The sequence below is a fragment of the Novosphingobium sp. BL-52-GroH genome (genome assembly GCF_044813085.1).
Taxonomy (GTDB): Bacteria; Pseudomonadota; Alphaproteobacteria; order Sphingomonadales; family Sphingomonadaceae; genus Novosphingobium.
In genome coordinates, this window is sequence record NZ_CP171149.1 from 1,245,059 (window position 1) to 1,264,772 (window position 19,714).

Consider the following 19,714-nt stretch of genomic DNA (forward strand, 5'->3'; position numbering starts at 1 on the left):
CGCCATTCGATTACCGAGTTGTGCCAGCGCTGGCAATGCTGTATCGCCGGGCCATGTCTGAAACGCTCCCGACCCCTGTCGATGCCATGAGGATTGCCTTGGAGGACGACGTCGCGGTCGCTTTGCGACCCTTCTTTGCCGGCGAGGAGGTCCGTGTCGGTGATCGCACGATCACCTTGCGCGACGCGATCGCGCAGGGGCACAAGTTCGCGGTCCAGCCGGTCGCGCAGGGTGCGCCGGTGCGCCGCTATCGCGCGGCGATCGGCCTCGCCAGGCGCGATATCGCGGTGGGCGAGCATGTCCATACGCATAACGTGCGCACAGCTTTGGCAGGCGAGAAGTCTTATGCTTTCGCGGGAGCCAGCGTCGGTGCGAACAAAGTGGTGGCAACGCCCCGGACATTTCGTGGCTACGTCAGGCCCGACGGCAGCGTGGGCACACGTAACGAGCTTTGGATACTGCCCACTGTCGGGTGCGTCGGGCGCTTGGGGGAAAGGCTGGCGGCCAAGGGGGACGGGATGATCGATGAGGGTGTCGACGGCGTGCATGCCTTCAACCATCCGTTCGGCTGCTCGCAGCTGGGCGCGGACCTCGAAGGCACGGCGGCGGTGATCGCCTCGCTGGCGCTTAACCCCAATGCTGGCGGAGTGCTGCTGCTCGGCCTGGGTTGCGAATCGAACCAGCTCGACGAACTGCTCAAGCGTATTCCGGGAGACCGCCGCGATCGCTTGCGAGTCCTGCGCGCCCAGTCCGAAGGCGACGAGTTCGCCGCTGGCGAGGCGCTGATCGGCGACCTGCTTGCGGTCATGGCGCGGGACAGGCGGGAAGAGGTGCCGCTCGCGAAACTGCGCCTCGGCGTGAAGTGTGGCGGTTCGGACGCGATGAGCGGGCTGACTGCCAATCCCCTCATCGGCCTGATGGCCGATGCGGTGACCGACGCCGGCGGCGCCGCGATCCTGACCGAGATTCCGGAGGTCTTCGGCGCCGAAAACCTCCTGCTGGAACGCGCCACCAGCGAGGAGGTGTTCGACAGGCTCTCGGCGCTGGTGAACGGCTTCAAGCGCTACTTCATCGACCATGGCGAGCCGGTTTCGGAGAACCCCAGTCCGGGCAATATCGCCGGGGGCATCACCACGCTGGAGGAAAAGTCGCTCGGGGCGGTGCAGAAGGGCGGCCTTGCGCTGGTACGCGACGTGATCGGCTATGGCGAGCGGCTTTCGGACGAGAGGTCCGCCGGCGGCCTGACGGTGCTCGAAGCGCCGGGCAACGACGCCGTTTCGACCACCGCGCTGGCAGCGGCGGGGGCGACGATCACGCTGTTTTCGACCGGACGCGGGACGCCGCTGGGCAGCCCGGTTCCGACCGTCAAGATCGCCTCGAACCATGCTCTGGCGCAGCGCAAGCCGGGCTGGATCGATTTCGACGCGGGACTGGTGCTGGAGCGCGGGATGCAGGGCGCGGCGGACCTGCTGCTCGACCGCATTCTCGCCATCGCCAGCGGTGAGCCCGCGCGCAACGAAGCCAACGACGAACGCGCGATCGGCATCTGGAAGCGGGGAGTCACACTTTAGGGAATGCCCCGCGATGGGCAAGGACCGGCCCGCAACGGATGGGGCGCAGGAACGGGGACAGTTCGCTGTTGGTGCAGTTCATCGCGGTCAACTACGGCTGGCGCGCGGCCTTCGTCGTCACAGGCGTCATCAGCGTCGTATGGTTGATCGCGTGGCTGGCGGTCTACCGCCGCCCCGCCGAACACCCGCGCCTCGCTGACGCGGACGTGACTTATGCCGCCATGTGCCTCCGTCGCAAACGATAGGGCTTTGGAGACAAGCGAGAGTGGCCGGTCTCCATCCGATATTTTGGTCGTGTCCCGCGGGGTGGTGTAGGAACCGTCGATCTACGGCTTGCTCGGGTCAGGCCGGACCCTGCACATTCGGAAAGCGGGAGCCGCCGGTATCAAGGCGGGGCGAGAGATCGCTGGAACCCGGAAGACTTGTCAGGCATGGGCCCCATTGACCCAAGTCTTTCCCTGGCGGTGCATCCGTCGTGGAAAGGGCACATGAGATTGACGGACGTATGAGCAAGACAGGACATGGTGTGGACGGCGACGAACCGCTGATCGAGGTAAGCAAGGGCTCGGTTGCCCAGTTCATCGCACGCGCAAAGCGCCGGGGCGTCGTGACCGTCAGCGAGCTGAACGCTGCTTTGCCGCAGGACCAGATGACCACCGATCAGATTGAGGACATCATGTCCGCGATGTCGGAGATGGGCATCAAGATCATCGAAAACGACGAAGAAGGCGATGAAGGCGACGACGCGGATCGGGATACCGGCTCGCAGGCCGAAGAAGAAGACCGCGACATGGAGCCCGAGGCGGACGCCGACGGTGACGTTTCTCCCCTTCGAGCGACCGAGAGCAAAAATGCGGAAAGCCTGGGCCGTACTGACGACCCGGTGCGAATTTACCTGCGCGAGATGGGCATGGTCGAAATGCTCAGCCGCGAGGGCGAAGCCGCCATTTCGAAGCGTATCGAAGCTGGCCGGGACATGATGATCCAGGGCCTGTGCGAAAGCCCGCTCACCTTCCATGCCATCATCCAGTGGTCCGAAGCGCTCAACGCCGGCGAGATGCAGCTTCGCGAGATTCTCGATCTCGATGCCATGCTCTCGAAGGAACCCGCCCCCGAAGCCCTCAACGAGGACGGCGAAGGCGAAGCTGGCGAGATCAGCGAGAAGACCGCCGGTCCTTCGTTCAAGGAAGAGGACGACGTCGAGGAGGATGCCGGCGACGAGGTCGACGAGGACGGCAACCCGCTTCCCAAGCGCGAAGCGGAGGAAGAGGAGGAAGACAGCACCATCAGCATCGCGCAGTTGGAAGCCGCGCTGACGCCGGAGGCACTCGATAAGTTCTTTCTGATTACCGGACTGTTCCAGACTTTCGAGGGCCTCCAGTCCGAGCGCCTCGACGCGCTGGCGCTGGGCATCGATTTCCCGGTCGCCAAGGAAGACCAGTACCAGCAGTTGCGCGAGGACCTCACCGCGCAAGTCGAATCGGTCAAGTTCCACGCGACCAAGATCGAATACCTGGTCGACAACCTCTACGCCTTCAACCGTCGCCTCACCACGCTGGGCGGCCAGATGCTGCGCCTTGCCGAGCGGCACAAGGTCAAGCGCGCCGACTTCCTGGAAAGCTACGTCGGGCGTGAACTGGACGATACCTGGCTGGCCGAAGTCGCGAAGATCGATAAGAAGTGGGCTGCCTTTGCGGAGAATGAGGCCGGACCCGCCGAGCGTATCCGCGTGGAAGTCTCCGACATCGCCGCCGCCGCCGGCATGGCGCTGCCCGAGTTCCGCCGCATCGTGAACATGGTCCAGAAGGCGGAGCGCGAGGCGCGCATCGCCAAGAAGGAAATGGTCGAGGCCAACCTGCGCCTGGTGATCTCGATCGCCAAGAAGTACACCAACCGTGGCCTGCAGTTCCTGGATCTCATCCAGGAAGGCAACATCGGCCTGATGAAGGCGGTCGACAAGTTCGAGTACCGCCGCGGCTACAAGTTCTCGACCTACGCCACCTGGTGGATCAGGCAGGCGATCACCCGCTCGATCGCCGACCAGGCCCGCACGATCCGCATCCCGGTCCACATGATCGAGACGATCAACAAGCTGGTCCGCACCAACCGCCGTTTCCTCCATGACCATGGCCGCGAGCCCACGCCCGAGGAGATGGCGGAGAGCCTGTCGATGCCGCTCGAAAAGGTGAAGCGGGTCTTGAAGATCGCCAAGGAGCCGATCTCACTCGACACGCCGATCGGCGACGAGGAAGACAGCCACCTGGGCGATTTCATCCAGGATGCCAATGCCGTCATGCCGGTAGAGGCAGCGATCCAGTCGAACCTCAAGGAAATGATCACTCGGACCCTGTCCTCGCTGACCCCGCGCGAGGAGCGTGTCCTTCGCATGCGCTTCGGCATCGGCATGAACACCGATCATACGCTGGAGGAAGTCGGCCAGCAGTTCTCGGTTACCCGCGAACGCATCCGCCAGATCGAGGCGAAAGCGTTGAGGAAGCTGAAGCATCCGAGCCGGTCGCGGGCGATGCGTGCTTTCCTGGATTAGCCAGGCTTGGCCGCCGGCCACCGGCCACTGGAACGCTGCGGTGGTCCCGGGCAATCTTGAACGTTAGTGGGGGTGCCGGCGCGATGATGTCGAGATGGGGAATGCGTCCGGGTTGATCCGGGCAGGGCCCTTCAGCGTCCGCCGCGGCCGATGGTCCGGTCGAAGAAGGCGAACGTCTCGGCCAGCGCCTGTTGCATGTCGAGGCCGGCCTGGGCGTCGCTGGCGGCGCGGAAGCCGTGCAGGGAGTTCGGGATCAGGACCAGTTTCGAGGAGACGCCGGCCTCGCGCAGGGCCTTGTCCATCTCGACCGACTGCCCGAACGGGATGTTGGTGTCCCCGGTGCCGTGGATCAGAAGCATGGGCGGGTCCTTGGCGTCGACGAGCGCATGGGAATTGGCGAGCGCGAGCTTGTCTGCCGGACATTCCTGGACGGCGCAGCCAAGATAGCGGGACGCGGCCGAGGTCGGTTCGTCGAAATTGGCATCGCCGCCGGGAATGGCTTGCGCCTTGAGGGTGTTGAAGTCGAACACGCCGTACCAGGCGACGGCTGCCTGTACGCAATTCGAATAGCCTGCCAAGGGATTCTGCGGGGGTGTGGCGCCCTTGGGGACATAGGCCGTGAATACCGGGTCGAGCGCCTTGACGCCGCAGCTCACGGCGACGTTGCCGGTGATGTTGCCACCCGACGATCCGCCCCAGATGGCGAAGCGGTTGGCGTCGATGTCGTAGGTGGCGGCATTCTTGCGCAGCCACATGATTGCCGACTTGGCATCCTGGGTCGCGGCCGGGAAGGGTGCTTCCTCGCGCAGGCGATGCTCGATCGAGGCAACGACGTAGCCCCGGCGCGCGAGGGCCGCCATGGTCTGCAGGAAATGGCCGTGGAAGTCGGCCTGGCGCTTGTTGCCGATCACCCAGCCGCCGCCGTGGACGTAAACGATGACCGGGCGGCCGGTCTTGGGAACCGGGCGGTCCTTGGGCGGAAGGTAAAGGTCGAGGCGCAGCGGGCGGTAGCCGTACTGGGTTGCATACGTCAGGTCGGCGATGCCGCGCACTCCGCCTTCGAGCGTAAAGGTCAGCGGCGGATAGGTTTCGGGCGGCCGCGGGGTCAGTGCGTAGTCGACCGTGGTGGGCTCGGCCTGGGCCACGCCGCCGATGGCGGCTCCGGCCAGGATAAGGAGCACGACGCGCGCGAGGTGCTTCAGCAAGGTCATATGCGTCTCCGGCACGAAGAAAAAAGGGCCGGAGCGATGCTCCGGCCCTTCGATCGATCAGAAGGTCGAGCTGACCTTGATCCCGTAGCTCGGACGATCCGGCAGCGAGACCGTGATCGCGTTGCGGGTCGTGCCGACGCCGGCCGCGGTGTAGGTCGCGTACGTGGTGCGCGCCAGGCTGGTCGGGGTCTTGTTGTTGAGGATGTTGGTCGCGAAGAGTTCGACGCGCTTGCCATCCCAGCTTGCACCCAGGCGCACGTTCACGGTTGCCGCCGGTGCCGTGTAGGCGAGGTTGGCTTCCGTTTCGTACTGCTTGCCCGTGTAGATCATGTCGCCACGCAGGTAGGCGTCGAAGATGCCGATCTGGCGGGTATAGGTGGCCGAGGCCGTGCCGGTCATCTTCGGGTAGAACGGCAGCTGCGTGCCATAAGGCGTGCCGTTGCCGGTGAGGGCGAAGGCGTCCGAGCTGTAGGTGTTCAGGATCTTCGTGTCGGCGATGTTGAACGTGCCTTCGAGCAGCAGGTTGTCGGTCGCCTTGAACGCCGTTTCCAGCTCGATGCCCTGGACCTTCACCTTGCCGCCGGGGGCGGTGATGACCACCGAACCGTCGGTCACGCCGGTCGCCTGGGCAGCCAGGGTGGTATAGACTGGGATCGTGCTCGGGATACCGCGATCGGTCCACTTGCCGTAATAGGCGGCAGCGAGGAGGCGCACGCGGTTGTCGAAGAGCTGCGCCTTGTAGCCGACTTCGGCCATCCACAGCTTCTCTTCGGGGATGACGCCCTGGACCGGCGAGGCGGCGTCGATCTGCGCCTTCACGAAATCGCTCTGCGCGTAGTAGACGCTGTTGAAGGCTCCGGCGCGGTTGCCGCGCGAGTACGAGGCATAGACCGAAGAACGGTCGTCAGGCTTGTACTGGACGATGAAGCGCGGGGTGAAAGCCTTGAAAGTGTGCTTCAGGCTCGAAGTCGTGGTCGAGACCGTGGTCTGCGATTGCTTGTCGATCTGATAGCGCCCTTCTGCCGAGACCGAGAGCTGGTCGGTGATGTCGTAGCTGGCCGAACCGAAGATGCTGTAGGTGTTCGCCTCGCTGATGCCGATCGGGGTCGCCACGACGTAGCCGGTGGTGCCGTAGGCGGTGGTCATGTTCGTGTAGGCGAGGTTCTGGTAGTTCACGCCGCCGAGCAGCTTGAACGGAGCCGACTGGTCGGTCGCCACGCGCAGTTCGACGTACTTGTCCTCGTCCTTGGTGTTACCCTCGGTAAGCGAATAGACATAGTCGAGACGGCCGTTTGCGGCGGTCGCGCTGGTGTTCGGGATCGACCGCAGGTCGGAACCGAACTGCGTCTGCAGGAAGCCCCAGTTGTTGTCGCTGTAGGCGCCGATCGCGCTGACGGTGAGGCCCGCCACGTCCCAGTCGGCCGAGAGGCGGAACTGCTTGGCGTCTCGCTCCAGGCCGAGATGGTCCATGAAGCCCTTCTTGTGCAGCAGGGTGCCGTTCTGCAGCGCCGCGTAGGCGGTCGGCTCGATGTACTGCGCCCAGGTGGCCGACGCCATCGGGATTCCGCCGAGCTTGCCACAGATGTAGTTGTCGGCGCCGCCGATCCCTGCCCCTGCGTTGCAGTTGTAGTCGCTCTGGCCGTAGCGGGCGTTGGCGGGGAGGCCGTCGCTGTCGTTCCAGTAGACGCCGAAGAAACGAATCTTGAGGTTGTCGGTCGGCTGCGCAAGCAGGCTCAGGCTGATCGACTTGGTGTTGCGGCGGCCCAGGCGCGTGTCGCTGTAGGTCGAATCATGATACTGGCCATCGGTGTGGTAGGCACGGCCGCTGATGCGGAAGGCCAGCTTGTCGGGAATGATGGCGCCTTCGATGCTGGCGTTCAGGTCCGAGCTGTTGAAGCGCTCGTACTGTGCGCTGACGGTGCCCTTCCAGTCGTAGCTGGGTTCACGCGTGATGAAGTTGACGGCGCCGGCGAACGTGCCGCGACCGAAGAATGCGCTCTGCGGGCCCTTGACGACCTCGACGCGCTCGACGTCGCCGATGCCGGCGACGTTGCCACCGCCGACCGGGGCGCCGTCGACGAAGATGGTGACGTTCTGGCGGACCGACGAGGCGTTGTTCGGCACGAGGCCGCGCATGTTGTACTGCTTGAAGCCACGGTCATTGCGGCCGACCGACTGGTTCTGGAAGCGGAAGCCGGGCGTGAATGCGGCGAGGTCGGCGACGTCGGTGATTCCGCGCGCTTCGAGCGCCTCGCTGGTGAGGGCCGTAATCGCGATCGGCACGTCAGTCAGCGTTTCGTTCGACTTGCGCGCGGTAACGACGATATCGCCGACGCCTGAATTCTCGCTAGACTGTGCATCCTGAGCGTAAGCATCGGCCGGAAGAACAACGCCGGCAAGCAACATGGCGACGGCATTTTTGATTCTACGAGAATTTCTCATTTCTAGCCCTCATAATTCTGAGGCCCTGTCCTGCTCAGGGCTTGTCTTAGCAATTATTGCTTGGCCGTTGGCATTTACCTGTACAGCCACATGGAAAGAGTGCCCCTCCAGTATGGTTTCCCATACAAATTTCTGGCTAGTTATCCGACTGTCGGTAAACTGTCGCGGCCTACGCCTCGCAAGCTCATCGTTCTCTCGTCCAGCGGATAAAAGCGCATGACGGCCACGCTGATGAGCAGGAAAGCCGTCGAGAAGACGGAATAGCACAGGGTTATCCCGGTAATCGCGCTCCGGGGCTGGACGACCGCGGCGCCGCCATGCGCCTCGACGTAGCCGAACAGGCCCAGGAAGAGGCCCACCAGCGAGGCGCCGGCTGCCTGGCCGAGCTTTTCGACCATGATGTAGAGGCCGGCGAAGCTGCCTTCGATCCGCTGTCCGGTGCTGAGATACTGGTACTCGATCGTGTCGGGCAGCATCGACTGGCTGACCATCACGATCCCGCCGTTGCCGAGCCCCGCGGCGAGGCCCACGACGATCACCAGCCATCCGGCGGTCCCCGGCCCCAGCGGCAGCCAGGCGAGCCAGATGATCGCGGTGAACAGGCCGCCGAAGGTGTAGGTCGCGCGCTTGCCGTACTTGCGGGCCATGGCCAGCCAGAACGGTTGGGCGACCACCGTGCCGATCGTCAGGGTCCCGTAGATGGTGCCCAGCCAGGCGTCCGACATCTCGAGGCGGCGCTGCACGAAGTAGGCGGCCGAGGCGGTGTGCAGTGCGGCGGCCGTCAGCAGCATCAGCTTGGCACCCTGAAGGATGACGAAGGGGCGGTTGCGCAAGGCGCTGCGCATCTGCTGGCGATAGGGAATGTGGGTGCGCGGATCGTGGACGCGCAGCCGCGCGTCGCGCGTCAGCCAGCAGCATGCCATCAGCACCGCGAAGATCGCCAGGCCGACGATGATGCCCATCGCCCGGTGCCCCACCAGTCCACCGCCGAACAGCGCGATCAGCGTCGCCGTCGCCCAGCCGCCCACCAGATTGCCCAGCGATCCGTTGACCACGCGGAACGACATCAGCTTGGAGCGTTCGTGCGGCTGGTCGGTCATTTCCGCCGGCATTGCCATGTAGGGCACCGCGAAGATGGCGTAGGATGTGGCGTGGAGGACCAGCAGTCCGGCGAGCAGGACCACCGCGCCGGCCTGGTTGGTGATGATCGGCGCGTTGAAGGCGAGCATGAAGCTCAACCCGCAAGCGAAGGCGCCGGCGAACAGATAGGGCCGGCGGCGGCCCCAGCGCGATTGCGTGCGGTCGCTGATCGAGCCGAAGATCGGATCGGCGATGCCGTCGTAGATCTTGGCGAGCGCGAATACGAGGCCGGCGATCGCCGGCGGCACTGCCATGTAGTCCGTCATGAAGCGCAGCAGCAGGTAGCTGCCGACCATGAAACTGGTCAGTCCGAGCGTCCCCAGGCTCCAGCCCAGATAGAGCTTTAGCGAAAGGGGCGCAGCGGTCTTCGTGTCGTACTCGGTGTCGGCGGGCAGGGCGGGTGGATTGGGTTGAGTCATGGACGGGTTCACACGCAGCCGCTGATTTGGGGGAATGTCGACACAAGCATGGGCACCCGATAAACGCCCGTCGTATATATCACATTGTCACCTGGCGGATAATGAAACCCTGATTATCCGGCACGATAGCAGCAGGGCGGCCAGGCCCTGCGGACAGATTCGGATATCCAGGCCATTTCTACTCGCCTGTCGGATAACTTGCCGTTGCAATTCCCGACAAGTCTCTGCCATCATCCCGCCATGGAAAAAGGCGTACCGATACGGTCGCTCGCGCGAGGTCTTGCCGTGTTGCAAGCCATCAACCGGGGCGGCACCATTTCGATGATGGAGATTGCGCGCACCTCCAACGTCCCTTACCCGACGGCCGTCCGCCTGGTCCAGACGCTCGTTCACGAAGGGCTGGTGGAGCGCGAGCCTTCGCGCAAGAATTACCGGCCGACGGCCCTGGTCCAAACGCTGGCGCACGGCTTTCAAGGCCACGCGGAACTCGTCGGGCATTCGCGGCCCCATATCGTGGCGCTGACCCGTCAGCTCGGCTGGCCGATTTCGCTCGCCAGCCATGTCGGCCATTCGATGATTATCCGCGACTCCACCCATTCGCTGACGACGCTGACGTTCAATGCCTATTATCCCGGCTACGGGGTGCCGATCCTCGAATGCGCCGCCGGCCTCGCTTACCTGTCGTTCCTTCCGGAAGACGAACGGCAGGGCCTGCTCGACGCATTGCGGCTGATGCCCGACCAGGTGACCAACCACACCATCGACTTGTTCGAGAAGGAAGCGTTGGCGGCCAAGATCATCGAGCAGGGCTATGCCACGCGCGTCTACAACACCTTCACCCGCAATCCCGGAAAGACCTCGTCGATCGCGGTGCCGATCATCGTCGACGGCCATGTCGCGGGAACCCTGACGCTCGCTTTCTTCGCCGCCGCGGTTGAAATGGCGGACGCGCTCAAGCAGTGCCTCGAACCGCTAAAGGCCGCTGCCCTCGCGATCGGCGAGGACATGAGCGGGTCGCAAGGGCCGGCGCCGGCATCGTCGGAGTGACGACACCGGCGCCCTGACCTCAGAGGATTTCGCCCTCACGCTCGAGCGAGCGCACCATCGCCTGCTGCATCATGTATTCGTGACGCAGCGTTGCGTCCGCCACAAGCTTCTCCATGTGCCTTTCCTGCGCGCTCTTGCCCGCGCCGGGATCGGCTTCCATCGCCGCCTTGTTGCGGATGGTCTGCGCCTGGACGAATTCGCGCGAGATGGTGCGACGCTGGCGATCGTAGCGGTCGAGCAGGGCATCGGCGTCGCCACCGTCGAGCAGGATGTCGCGCAGCTTGCCGGTCAGGTTCCAGGCATCGTGGATGCCCGAGTTCATGCCGAAGCCGCCCAGCGGATTGTTGAGATGCGCCGCGTCGCCCGCCAGCAGGACACGGCCCTTGCGGAAGCTGGCCGCCACGCGCTGGTGGACGCGGTACAAGGTGCGGTGGTGGGTCTTGACGCTCTCGCCGTCGGGGACCAGGCCTTTGAACACGGAGGTCTTCTTGGCGTCCGACAACAGGCTGGCATCGCTTTCCTGCTCGTGCGAGGGCACCAGCACGCGCCACAGGCCGGGCACGCGCAGCAGCACGCACCATTCCGCCTCGTCCGACATGTAGCTGACGTTGGCGAGGCCGGGGTGGTGATCCTCGACCGGGTAGTCGGTCGACAGCGTCAGGAAGCGCTCGGGGTAGGTGAAGCCCTCGAATTCGATGCCGGTCAGCTTGCGCACGGTCGAACTCGCGCCATCGGCTCCGATAAGATAGTCGCACGCGATCGTCTCGATCGCCAGCGGCCCTTCGACCTTGCACGTCACGCCCTTGGCATCCTGCTCGTAGGACAACAGGCGGTGGTTGAAGAGGACCTGTGCATGGGGGTGCGTCGCCAGCAGGCCGGTCAACAGGCGCGCCAGCTTGAACTGCTCGCACTGCAGGCGGAACGGATGGCGCACCACGTCGCCGATCTCGGTCATGTCGAGGCTGATGACGTTGTCGGTCTTGCGATTGCGATACTGGTAGACCGGCGCCTTCAGGCCGACCGCCACCAGGTCGTCGAGCACGCCAAGCTCCTCGAGCATGTCGAGCGTCGGCGGATGCATCGTCGATGCCCGCATGTCGTCGGGGCAATGGGTGTTGGGTTCGATGAGGATGACATCGATGCCCATCTGCGCGAGGCGATAGGCGGCAACGGCGCCAACCGGGCCGGCGCCCGCGACGAGGACGCGGGTTTTCTTCATCATGATCTTGAATCCTGGGGTGGTGGAATGGGGTTCGCTCAGGCCGGATCGACGAGCAGGCGCATGATCACCTCGCCCGCACCGGCGCGCAGCGCGGCCGCGGCCTGGTACTGAGCGCTCGCGATGTAGGCGCGCGCGGCATCCGCATCGGGATAGCGACTGACGACGACCCGCTCGCCGGGGCTTGGATCGCCCTCCAGCCACTCGGCGACCGGCCCCTTCACGATCGATTCGCCCCCGAATTGCTCGGAAAGCCCTGCGATGCCCTTGCCGTAGGCTGCGAATTTTTCGGCGTCGGCGACCCTCACGGTCGCCACGATATAGGCCGACATGACCTGCCCCTTTATTCCGTTGACGCACCATGTTTGGCACTATCTGTCCGACGCCGCGCCGGGATCGATTTCGTCTATCCGACTGTCGACAAATGTTGGCAGCGGCGATGGCCCGGCGATCCGTGCCTGCAGCACTGTGCAGGTGCGGCATGCCAGCTGAAACGGACGAGTGAGTTTTCCAGGATGATCGAACGCCACTTTGTATCCATCGCGGAAGGTGCCGTGCACATGCGACGGATTCGCGGCGACGGTCCGCCGCTGCTGCTGTTCCATCCATCACCCAACAGTTCGCGCGGTCTGGTGCCATTGCTGCAGGGCCTGCGCGCGGCGGGCAGCAGGGCCGACATGTTCGCGCTCGATACCCTGGGCAACGGCGATTCCGCGCCGCCGGTGCCGGACGTGCCGGACATCGGCTATTTCGCCGACGCGGTGCGCCGGACCATGGACGTGCTGGGGCTCGAGCGCGCCGACCTCTACGGATCGCACACCGGGGCTAGGATCGCCTGCGAACTGGCAGCGACCTGCCCCGACCGGGTCGGGCGCGTGGTGTTCCAGGGGATCAGCGATTTCGATTCGGCGACGCGCGCCAGGCGCCTGGAAGCCTACGCCCCGGCCATCGATCCCGACGACTACGGACGCCAGTTCATCTGGGCCTTCAACTTCGTGCGCGACCAGTCGCTTCACGCGCCCTATTTCCTGCGCGACCCGGAGCATCGCCTGACGAACCGCGCCGTCCCCGATGCACAGGCGCTGCACATGGCCGCGCTCGACGTCCTCAAGAACATCGACAGCTATCACAAGCCCTATCGCGCCGCGTTCGCCTATCCGACCGCCGACAGGATCGGCCTCGTCACGGCACCTTCGCTGTTCGTGCGACTGCCTTCGCTGCCATCGCACATCGCCTTGGCCGCCCCGCAACTGGCGGCGACCATGGCCGATGCGCGGGTGGTGGACACCGCGGACGAAGCTGTGGCGATCCACGCGTTCCTTGCCGAAGCGGCCTGATCCGCCCTCTGCGCAGGATGATTTTGCGGTGAACCTTCATTGCGACCCGGCCTTCACCGGGGTCGCAATGACCTAATCCCATGCAAGGGCCTGAGCCCAAACCGGATTTTATCTCAGCGGAGCGGCTTGACCCGCAACGAGGTGTCCATCGAGGTCAGTGCTTCGCAGCCATCCTTGGTGACCAGCATCATGTCCTCGACGTGCGAGGTACCCCAGCCGAACTCGTGGTAGGGCATGTCGAGAGTGAAGACCATGTTTTCCAGGAACCGCAGCTCGTGGTGGCCGGGCATCTGCGCGCCGACCGAAACCGGGTGGTCGGTGTGCTCCAGCCCGACCGAGTGCGGGCCGGCGATCACGAAGCCGGGGAAGCCCTCGTCGTGGACGGCTTTGAGCGTCAGGTCGACGATCTCCTTGAAGGTCTTGCCCGGCCGGATGTTCTCGTAGGCGATCTGCAGGGCGCGAGTGACGGCCTTGTTGCGATCGACCATCTCCCGGGTCGGCTCGCCGCAGATGACGGTGCGCCCGACGTCGCCGCGATACTCCTTGTAGCTGCCCACGGAATCGAGCTTCATCAGCTCGCCCGCCTCGACATTGCCGGTGGCCAGGCCGCGCACATTGGCGATGATCCATTCGGATTTGCCGCCTTGCTCGATCATCGACATCGCATGGATGCGTCCGATGTCGTCGAGCGGCATGCCCGGCTCGATCGCGGCGATGACCGCGTTGATGGCGTTCTCGCTCATCCGGCCTGCGGTGCGCAGCAGTTCGATTTCCGCAGGGCTCTTCACCATGCGGATTTCCTTGAAGATGTTCAGCGCATCGACGCCCGTGAGGTCCGGCAGGCCGCAGGCATTGAGCCAGCCCAGCACGCGCGGATCGTCGAAGCCGATGCGACCCTTGCCCAGGCCGGTTGCCTCGATCGCCGCCTTGAGCGCCCGCGTCGCGGTGACTTCGTGCACGTTGCTGCTGTGCATGGCGTAGCGCGCCAGCAACTGCTCGTCGCGCGCGGCCATCGGGGCGCCCTCGCGGATGGGATAGGGCGTGAGGCGTTGGCCTTGCGCGTTCTGCGGCGTGACGATCCGGTCGCCTTCGTCGATCTCCTCGGTGGTGAACTCAAAGTCTCGCGGAGGGATCGGCGCGCCGGGCGTGATCCGGGTCACGTAAGTCGACACGTGCGGCATCCATGTCGGCACGTGCTCGAGGTGGTAGACGCCCGTGCCCGGCATAATGAGGGCGGCGGGAAGCTCCGGATCGCGCGGAAGAAACGCATAGAGCGTGTAGTTGCGCGACATCAGGAACATCGGTCCCCAATAGTCGCTGAGGTAATAGATGTTCTCCTTGAACGCGGCCACCAGGCCGTCAAGCCCATGCCGGTCCATCACTTCGATCGCGCGCGCTCTGTTCAAAAGCATCTATCGTCCTTCGTATTCAAATCGGGGGGGCTCTGCCGCCGTGCTATCGCAAAAAGCCGGTCAGCCCCGCGCATCGCTTTCGCGCTCTCCGCAGGTCGAGAAAACGGCGTGGACAGTTTCGTCTTCCACCGGTCCTGCCCGCAACGAAAGCTTCAATCCGCGTCGCTCGTTCCCGCCTGCAGGAAGTCGAGGATGGCGCGGGCCTTGTGCCGGGGATCGCCGCTCACCGGAACCACCCGGCCGTCGCGGCACAAGGCGCACAGGCCTTCGGTCGCGGCGCGCAGGCTGGGCAACTCGTTCTCGGCGCCGACGAACAGCACCGGCGCGGCGATGTCACCCAGCCGCTTGCCAGCCTCGTATCGGAACGCGGCGCGATAGGGCTTGTGGTAGGAGCCCAGTCCCTTGAGCACGTCGACCACTGCCGTATGGAGATCCGCTGCCTCGGGCACCGGGCGGGCAGTCAGCCGGTGTGCCGGGTCGCGCAGGAAATGCGGGAAGTGCAGGGCCTGGTCGCGCACGAAATGGAATGCCCAGACGAACTGGGTGCCGTAGTCGTCGGGTGCCATTTCCGGGGCGTAGCGATCGACCAGCAGGTCACGCATCTCGGGCGTGTAGTCACCGATGCCGTCGAAAACGACACGGCCGACACGATCGGGGAAGGCGGCGGCCATCTCGCAAACGGTTCGCGCACCGGTGTGGGTGCCGTAGAGGTCGACCTTGTCCAGCCCCAGCGCGTCGAGCACCCGGACCAGCGACCTGGCGAACCAGGCGATGTCAGGTTCGGCCACCGTCGGCGCCACCGAATCTCCGTTGCCCAGGGTATCGGGGGCGATCAGCGTCGGGGCGCCGTCAAGCGCCGTCATTTCGCGCATCAGGGGGGCCAACCCCCGCGACGACCCGGGCGAGGCATGCACCATCACCAGCGGGCGCACCGCCTTCGCCCCGTCGCAGCGGCGAAGATGGACCTGCCCTTCCTCGATGCGCACGAAAGCCCGGTCGACCGGGTCGATGAAGGCTGCGCTCATTTGCGGGCCGAAGCCACGAACCAGGAGCGGAACACGCCCTTGGATTCCGGTCCGAAACCGCCTTGGCCCGGGGCGGGGGCGCGGGTGGCATCCTGGTAGCCGACCGCGACGTCGGCGAAGCCGGCGCGTTCGAACGCCGCGCGATAGTCGGTGCTGATCGCGACCTTCCAGTTCGGCTCGTTGTTGTAGTCCGCCTCGATTTCGCCGCGGATACGACCCCACAGGTCCAACTCCTCGTAGCGCTGCGGGACTTCGAGATGGATCACGACACCGCCGGGACGCAGCAGGCGCCGCGATTCCCGCACAACCGCCTCGATCCCATCCGGCGAGGTCTCGTGCAGCAGCGCGCAACTGAACACGAGGTCGAAGCTCTCGTCCTCGAAGCGGGTTCCTTCGGCATCGTCTTGGACGAAGTGGACAGCGGCGCCGAGATGGCGCGCCCGCGCCAGCGCATAGCGCAGCATCGATGCGCCCACGTCGACGCCGTAGGTCTGCGCTTGCGGGAAGGCCGTGGCGATCGGCACGATGCTGGCCCCCACGCCGCAGCCCAGTTCGAGGATGCGTGCCGGCTCGAGGTCGGGATAGAGCGCATAGAGGTGCGCCAGCAGCGTCTTGCCGCGTCCGTCGTTGAGGAACCCGCCGTTGCGGCCCAGCATGTAAACCGCGCCGCCGCGATCCATCAGCGCGCCCTGGAGCACCGAGCCTTCGTCGTGGAAATAGCCGCCCGGCATGATGTGCACTTCGGCATCGGCGAGATAGTCCGGCTGGACGAAATCCGACGCCAGCGTCAGCGACCCCAGGGGCGCTGCGGCCGCCGCACGCGCCTCCAGGGTGGCGGCCTGGCGATCGACGGATTCGCCTACGCGCGCCCACAGCATCTCCTGCGACGTGCGGCGCAGACTGGCCCAGGCGCGAAAGGCCTCGTCCTTGTGCAGGCGCTCGTAGACGGTCTCCACCCGCGCGTTGCTCGACGGGCCCGGATCGGCGCGATCCGCACGGGCGCGCAGGCCCGGCTCGATCTCGGCAGAGAGGAAAGTCTTGAGATCGCGCACGAACAGTTGCGCAGCGGCTTCGTCGTGGCTGGCGGTCGGCAGCATCGGGTGCGTATCGGTGGTCACGGTTGCTGCTCCGTATCGGCCTTGAGGGGGGCGAAGACGTGGGCGATGATGGTCTGGCGGATCGCGTCGCGCGCGGCGCCCTGCTCGGCATCGGCGGCGAAGCGCTCGACCTCGGCGGGGCCGAACAGGCCGGCGGCCTCGGCGAGCCGCTCGACGGTATCGAGCCGCTCGCGCGTCACCGCCAGTTCGGCGGTCAGCGCGGCGACCATGGCCAGCAGCCGTTCATCGCCGGGGGATTGGCCGGGAACGGGCAGTCTGCGTCTCACCGACGGGCGTTTCGTCATGCGGTCCTCATTGCGTGGAAAGATCGGCAGTTGCCTTCAGCGTGATCTCGTCGAGCCGGTAGAATAGCATGATTGTGAAGCTGACCAGCGCCAATGCCGCCGGGATCGCCGACATGCCGGCATAGAGCGCCATGATCGCGCCTTGCGATTGCACCACCGTCTTGCCGCCGGTGGTCGCGACGAACCCGGCCGCGGCGAGCAGGATGCCCATCAGGCCGGGACCCACGGCATAGGCGAGCTTTTCGACGAAGGCATAGATACTGGAGAACACGCCTTCGCGGTGAAGGCCGGTGCGGCGACGGTCGAATTCCATGATGTCGGGGAGCATCGAGATGCTGAGCAGGATCACGCCGGTGGCCGCGACGCCGTTGAGGCCACCGCGCAGCCACACCTGCAACATGGACACGCCTGGCCCGGTGAAGCTCCAGCTCACGTACATCACGCATAGCGTAAGGATCGCGGCGAGATAGGCGCGGCGCTTGCCGAAACGCCGCCCGGCCCAGGTCCACAGCGGGACGGACGCCATGCCCACCACGTTCTGCACCAGGGTCAGGTTGATGAGGCCCGCATAGCCGATGCCCAGAACGTTGAGCATGAACAGCAGCTTGGTCGTCGTGAAGATCGAGATCGCGAAATACTGGACGATCTTGGCCGACATCAGCAGCACGAACGGCCGGTTGCTCAGCAGGGTGGCGATGGGCGCGCGCGGTGCGCCGCGCCGGGGCGCCTGCGTCATGCCGCGGCCCTGCCGGGCGCGTGCCGTGCCGAGGAAGGATAGCAGCATCGTCGTGAAGATGATCGAGGCCGCCGCCGCCCCCATCCAGGCGTAACCCCCGGCACCGCCGCCGGCCCACTCGACGATCGCCGCCATGCCCGCCGCGCCCACAAGTTGCCCGACCGAGATGAAGAAGGTGCGAAACGAGAGCAGCCGCGTGCGTTCGTGGAAGCCGTCGGTCATCTCGCCCGCCATCGCGATGTAGGGCACGGCGAACAGCGAATAGCCGGTCGAATAGATGACCAGGGCGAGTGCGATGTACGGGATCAGGAAGCCCTCACCCAGCTTCGGCGGCAGGAAGATCATCACGAACGACAGCGCCGAGACGATCGCCCCCGCCAGCAAGTAGGGCCGGCGGCGGCCCCAGCGCGACCGGGTCCGGTCGCTGGCGACGCCGATGACGACGTCGGCCAGCACGTCGTAGAGCTTGGAAAACGTGAGCAACAACCCCGCGACCGCCGCCGACTGCCCTAGCACGGTGGTCATCAGGACGGGGAAGAAGGTCGTGACGGTGTTGAGCAGGATGGCGATCCCGAACGATCCCACTCCGAACCCGAGGCAAAGCCCGAGCGGCAGCTTTTCGGCCCCGCCGCGGGTGGTCGAGTGTGGGCCTGAACCTGATCGCATGGAAACTGGATGTTGCGGCCAGATCGGGTATGCCATCTTACAGACGTCCGTTATCCGCCAGGCGACAAGAATGGCCTCGAGCGTGATCGTGCCGGCCATAGTTTCGATCGTGATACGTCAGACTATGCACCACTTTGGGGAATGCGGCCGGGCTGCTGCGCTCAATCCGCCAGAATGCGGTAAGGTACGATATCGCGTTCGGTGACGTCGACCGCGATCTCCTTGTCGCTGGGGGGATAGGCGCGCTGGTCGCAATCGTCGCGCGTGCAGATCCGGCAGGATTCACCGATGAGCGTCGAGGATGTGCGGCTGGCGAGGTTGAGCTGGTCGGAATAGACGAAGTCGCTGGCGAAGTCGGCTTCGCAGCCCAACGCCACCGCATAGCGCCGGGGCGTGCGCGCGTAGCTGCCCGTTTGCTTGACCAGCCCCTTGGCTATCGAGACGTAGCGCACGCCATCGGGCAGTTCCGCAAGCTGGACGTGGATGCGATCGGGAACCGCGACCGCCTCGTGCACCACCCATAGCGGACAGGCCCCGCCGAACCGCGCGAAGCGCAGGCGCGTCGCCGAATGCCGCTTGGTTATGTTGCCCGCCATGTCCACCCGGCAGAAGAACATCGGCGTCCCGCGTGCGCCGGGGCGCTGCAGGGTCGACAGGCGATGGCAGACCTGCTCGAATGTCGCTGCGAACAGGTAGCGCAGCTGGTCGACATCGTGGCGCACCTTGCGCGCGGCTTCCCTGAACTTTCCGTAGGGCATCATGATGGCCCCGGCCATGTAGTTCACCAGACCGATCTGCAGGAGATGCCGTGCGGTGCCGGACCGCAGTACCGCGCTCTGCACGATCATCGACATCTCGTCCTGGAACGCCGTGCTCGCGATGTGGCAGGACAGATGGAATCTCAGGCTGTCGTGGACTTTCGCGGTGTTGATCGTCAGCGTCTTCGCTTGTGCGTCGAATTGCCGCACCGGCCCGCTGAGGGTGAAACGGATCACGATATCGCGCTGATCGAGCCAGGCGATCAATTGCGCTACCGAAGGCGTGCTGGTCCCTTCGGAGATCACCTCCGAAAAAAGCTCCGCCGCCCGATCGAGTCCATCGACGTAGTTGTTGGTGTTCTGGAACCAGTCCCGGACCTCTTCCCATGGCAGCCGCCCGCCCGCACTGTTGTCAGAGCCCAGCGCCTCGTCCACCATTTCTAGGCGCTTGAGGTTTGCCTGGTGATTTTCGTTGAGGGTGACGAATTGCCTGGCGAACTCGGGAAACTGCTCGACGATCCGGCGAGCCTGCGCGGTCGAATGCTCCGCCTGGTTGGGGGACGATGCCAGGGCTCCTTCGAATGCCCTGAGCAGGTCCACCGTCGAATCGGCAGGCATGTCCTGCCACTCGACCGGGAAAGTCGTGCGCAATCGGTCTATGAGCGCCGAAGTCAGCGGGCGGTCGTCGTTTTCCAGTTGCGACAGGTAGGAGGCGCTGATGTCCAGCGCCGCGGCGAGATCCGCCTGGCGCATGGCGCGCGCGGCTCTCAAGGCACGCAAGTGT

At 65.2% G+C, this 19,714-nt stretch carries 16 protein-coding genes; 5 read left to right on the forward strand and 11 right to left on the reverse strand.

What is annotated here, in order from left to right:
• Positions 1-53 precede the first annotated feature (53 nt).
• The 3 genes from ACFFDA_RS05400 (at position 54) to rpoD (ending at position 4,116) form a co-directional block, all read left to right on the forward strand.
• Positions 54-1,571, forward strand: a complete 1,518-nt coding sequence (locus ACFFDA_RS05400; protein WP_404476721.1) for a UxaA family hydrolase — start codon at positions 54-56, stop codon at positions 1,569-1,571.
• Positions 1,572-1,639: 68 nt separating this feature from the next.
• A complete protein-coding gene (locus ACFFDA_RS05405; RefSeq protein WP_404476723.1) occupies positions 1,640-1,816 on the forward strand; it encodes a hypothetical protein in 177 nt (58 codons plus the stop codon).
• Positions 1,817-2,076: 260 nt separating this feature from the next.
• Positions 2,077-4,116 (forward strand): RNA polymerase sigma factor RpoD, encoded by a 2,040-nt coding sequence (gene rpoD / locus ACFFDA_RS05410; protein WP_404476725.1) that lies wholly within the window; start codon positions 2,077-2,079, stop codon positions 4,114-4,116.
• A gap of 131 nt (positions 4,117-4,247) precedes the next feature.
• On the opposite strand, the gene ACFFDA_RS05415 is transcribed toward rpoD, so the two are convergent.
• The 3 genes from ACFFDA_RS05415 to ACFFDA_RS05425 form a co-directional block, all read right to left on the reverse strand.
• Positions 4,248-5,327, reverse strand: a complete 1,080-nt coding sequence (locus ACFFDA_RS05415) for an alpha/beta hydrolase fold domain-containing protein (RefSeq protein WP_404476727.1) — start codon at positions 5,325-5,327, stop codon at positions 4,248-4,250.
• A gap of 57 nt (positions 5,328-5,384) precedes the next feature.
• Complete coding sequence (locus ACFFDA_RS05420; RefSeq protein WP_404476729.1) at positions 5,385-7,733, reverse strand: TonB-dependent receptor; 2,349 nt, start codon at positions 7,731-7,733, stop codon at positions 5,385-5,387.
• 176 nt (positions 7,734-7,909) lie between these two features.
• On the reverse strand, positions 7,910-9,328 hold the full coding sequence (locus ACFFDA_RS05425) for an MFS transporter (RefSeq protein ID WP_404476730.1): 1,419 nt from the start codon (positions 9,326-9,328) through the stop codon (positions 7,910-7,912).
• A gap of 240 nt (positions 9,329-9,568) precedes the next feature.
• Between ACFFDA_RS05425 and ACFFDA_RS05430 the strand changes: the two genes are divergently transcribed.
• Positions 9,569-10,375, forward strand: a complete 807-nt coding sequence (locus tag ACFFDA_RS05430; protein ID WP_404476731.1) for a helix-turn-helix domain-containing protein — start codon at positions 9,569-9,571, stop codon at positions 10,373-10,375.
• A gap of 19 nt (positions 10,376-10,394) precedes the next feature.
• Here ACFFDA_RS05430 and ACFFDA_RS05435 read toward each other — a convergent pair whose 3' ends face one another.
• The gene (locus ACFFDA_RS05435) at positions 10,395-11,597 is read right to left on the reverse strand and encodes an FAD-dependent oxidoreductase (protein ID WP_404476733.1); all 1,203 of its coding nucleotides are present in this window, start codon (positions 11,595-11,597) and stop codon (positions 10,395-10,397) included.
• A 35-nt stretch (positions 11,598-11,632) separates the two neighbouring features.
• A complete protein-coding gene (locus ACFFDA_RS05440) occupies positions 11,633-11,926 on the reverse strand; it encodes a DUF1330 domain-containing protein (protein ID WP_404476735.1) in 294 nt (97 codons plus the stop codon).
• 228 nt (positions 11,927-12,154) lie between these two features.
• On the opposite strand from ACFFDA_RS05440, the gene ACFFDA_RS05445 reads away from it, so the two are divergent.
• A complete protein-coding gene (locus ACFFDA_RS05445) occupies positions 12,155-12,931 on the forward strand; it encodes an alpha/beta fold hydrolase (protein WP_404476737.1) in 777 nt (258 codons plus the stop codon).
• Positions 12,932-13,044: 113 nt separating this feature from the next.
• Here the strand turns inward: ACFFDA_RS05445 and ACFFDA_RS05450 are convergent, their stop codons facing one another.
• The 6 genes from ACFFDA_RS05450 to ACFFDA_RS05475 form a co-directional block, all read right to left on the reverse strand.
• Complete coding sequence (locus ACFFDA_RS05450; protein WP_404476739.1) at positions 13,045-14,343, reverse strand: M24 family metallopeptidase; 1,299 nt, start codon at positions 14,341-14,343, stop codon at positions 13,045-13,047.
• Between the two features lie 152 nt (positions 14,344-14,495).
• Positions 14,496-15,368: an alpha/beta fold hydrolase gene (locus tag ACFFDA_RS05455; RefSeq protein WP_404476740.1), complete on the reverse strand. Its 873-nt coding sequence runs from the start codon at positions 15,366-15,368 to the stop codon at positions 14,496-14,498.
• Positions 15,365-16,486 carry a class I SAM-dependent methyltransferase gene (locus tag ACFFDA_RS05460; RefSeq protein ID WP_404476742.1) on the reverse strand — a complete coding sequence of 374 codons (1,122 nt, stop codon included), beginning with the start codon at positions 16,484-16,486 and terminating at the stop codon, positions 15,365-15,367. Before ACFFDA_RS05460 ends, ACFFDA_RS05455 begins: the two co-directional genes overlap by 4 nt.
• Complete coding sequence (locus ACFFDA_RS05465; protein WP_404476744.1) at positions 16,483-16,752, reverse strand: hypothetical protein; 270 nt, start codon at positions 16,750-16,752, stop codon at positions 16,483-16,485. The genes ACFFDA_RS05460 and ACFFDA_RS05465 overlap by 4 nt, the downstream gene beginning before the upstream one ends.
• A 25-nt stretch (positions 16,753-16,777) precedes the next feature.
• Positions 16,778-18,172, reverse strand: a complete 1,395-nt coding sequence (locus ACFFDA_RS05470) for an MFS transporter (RefSeq protein WP_404476746.1) — start codon at positions 18,170-18,172, stop codon at positions 16,778-16,780.
• Between the two features lie 161 nt (positions 18,173-18,333).
• Positions 18,334-19,710 carry a short-chain fatty acyl-CoA regulator family protein gene (locus ACFFDA_RS05475; RefSeq protein WP_404476747.1) on the reverse strand — a complete coding sequence of 459 codons (1,377 nt, stop codon included), beginning with the start codon at positions 19,708-19,710 and terminating at the stop codon, positions 18,334-18,336.
• Positions 19,711-19,714 lie beyond the last annotated feature (4 nt).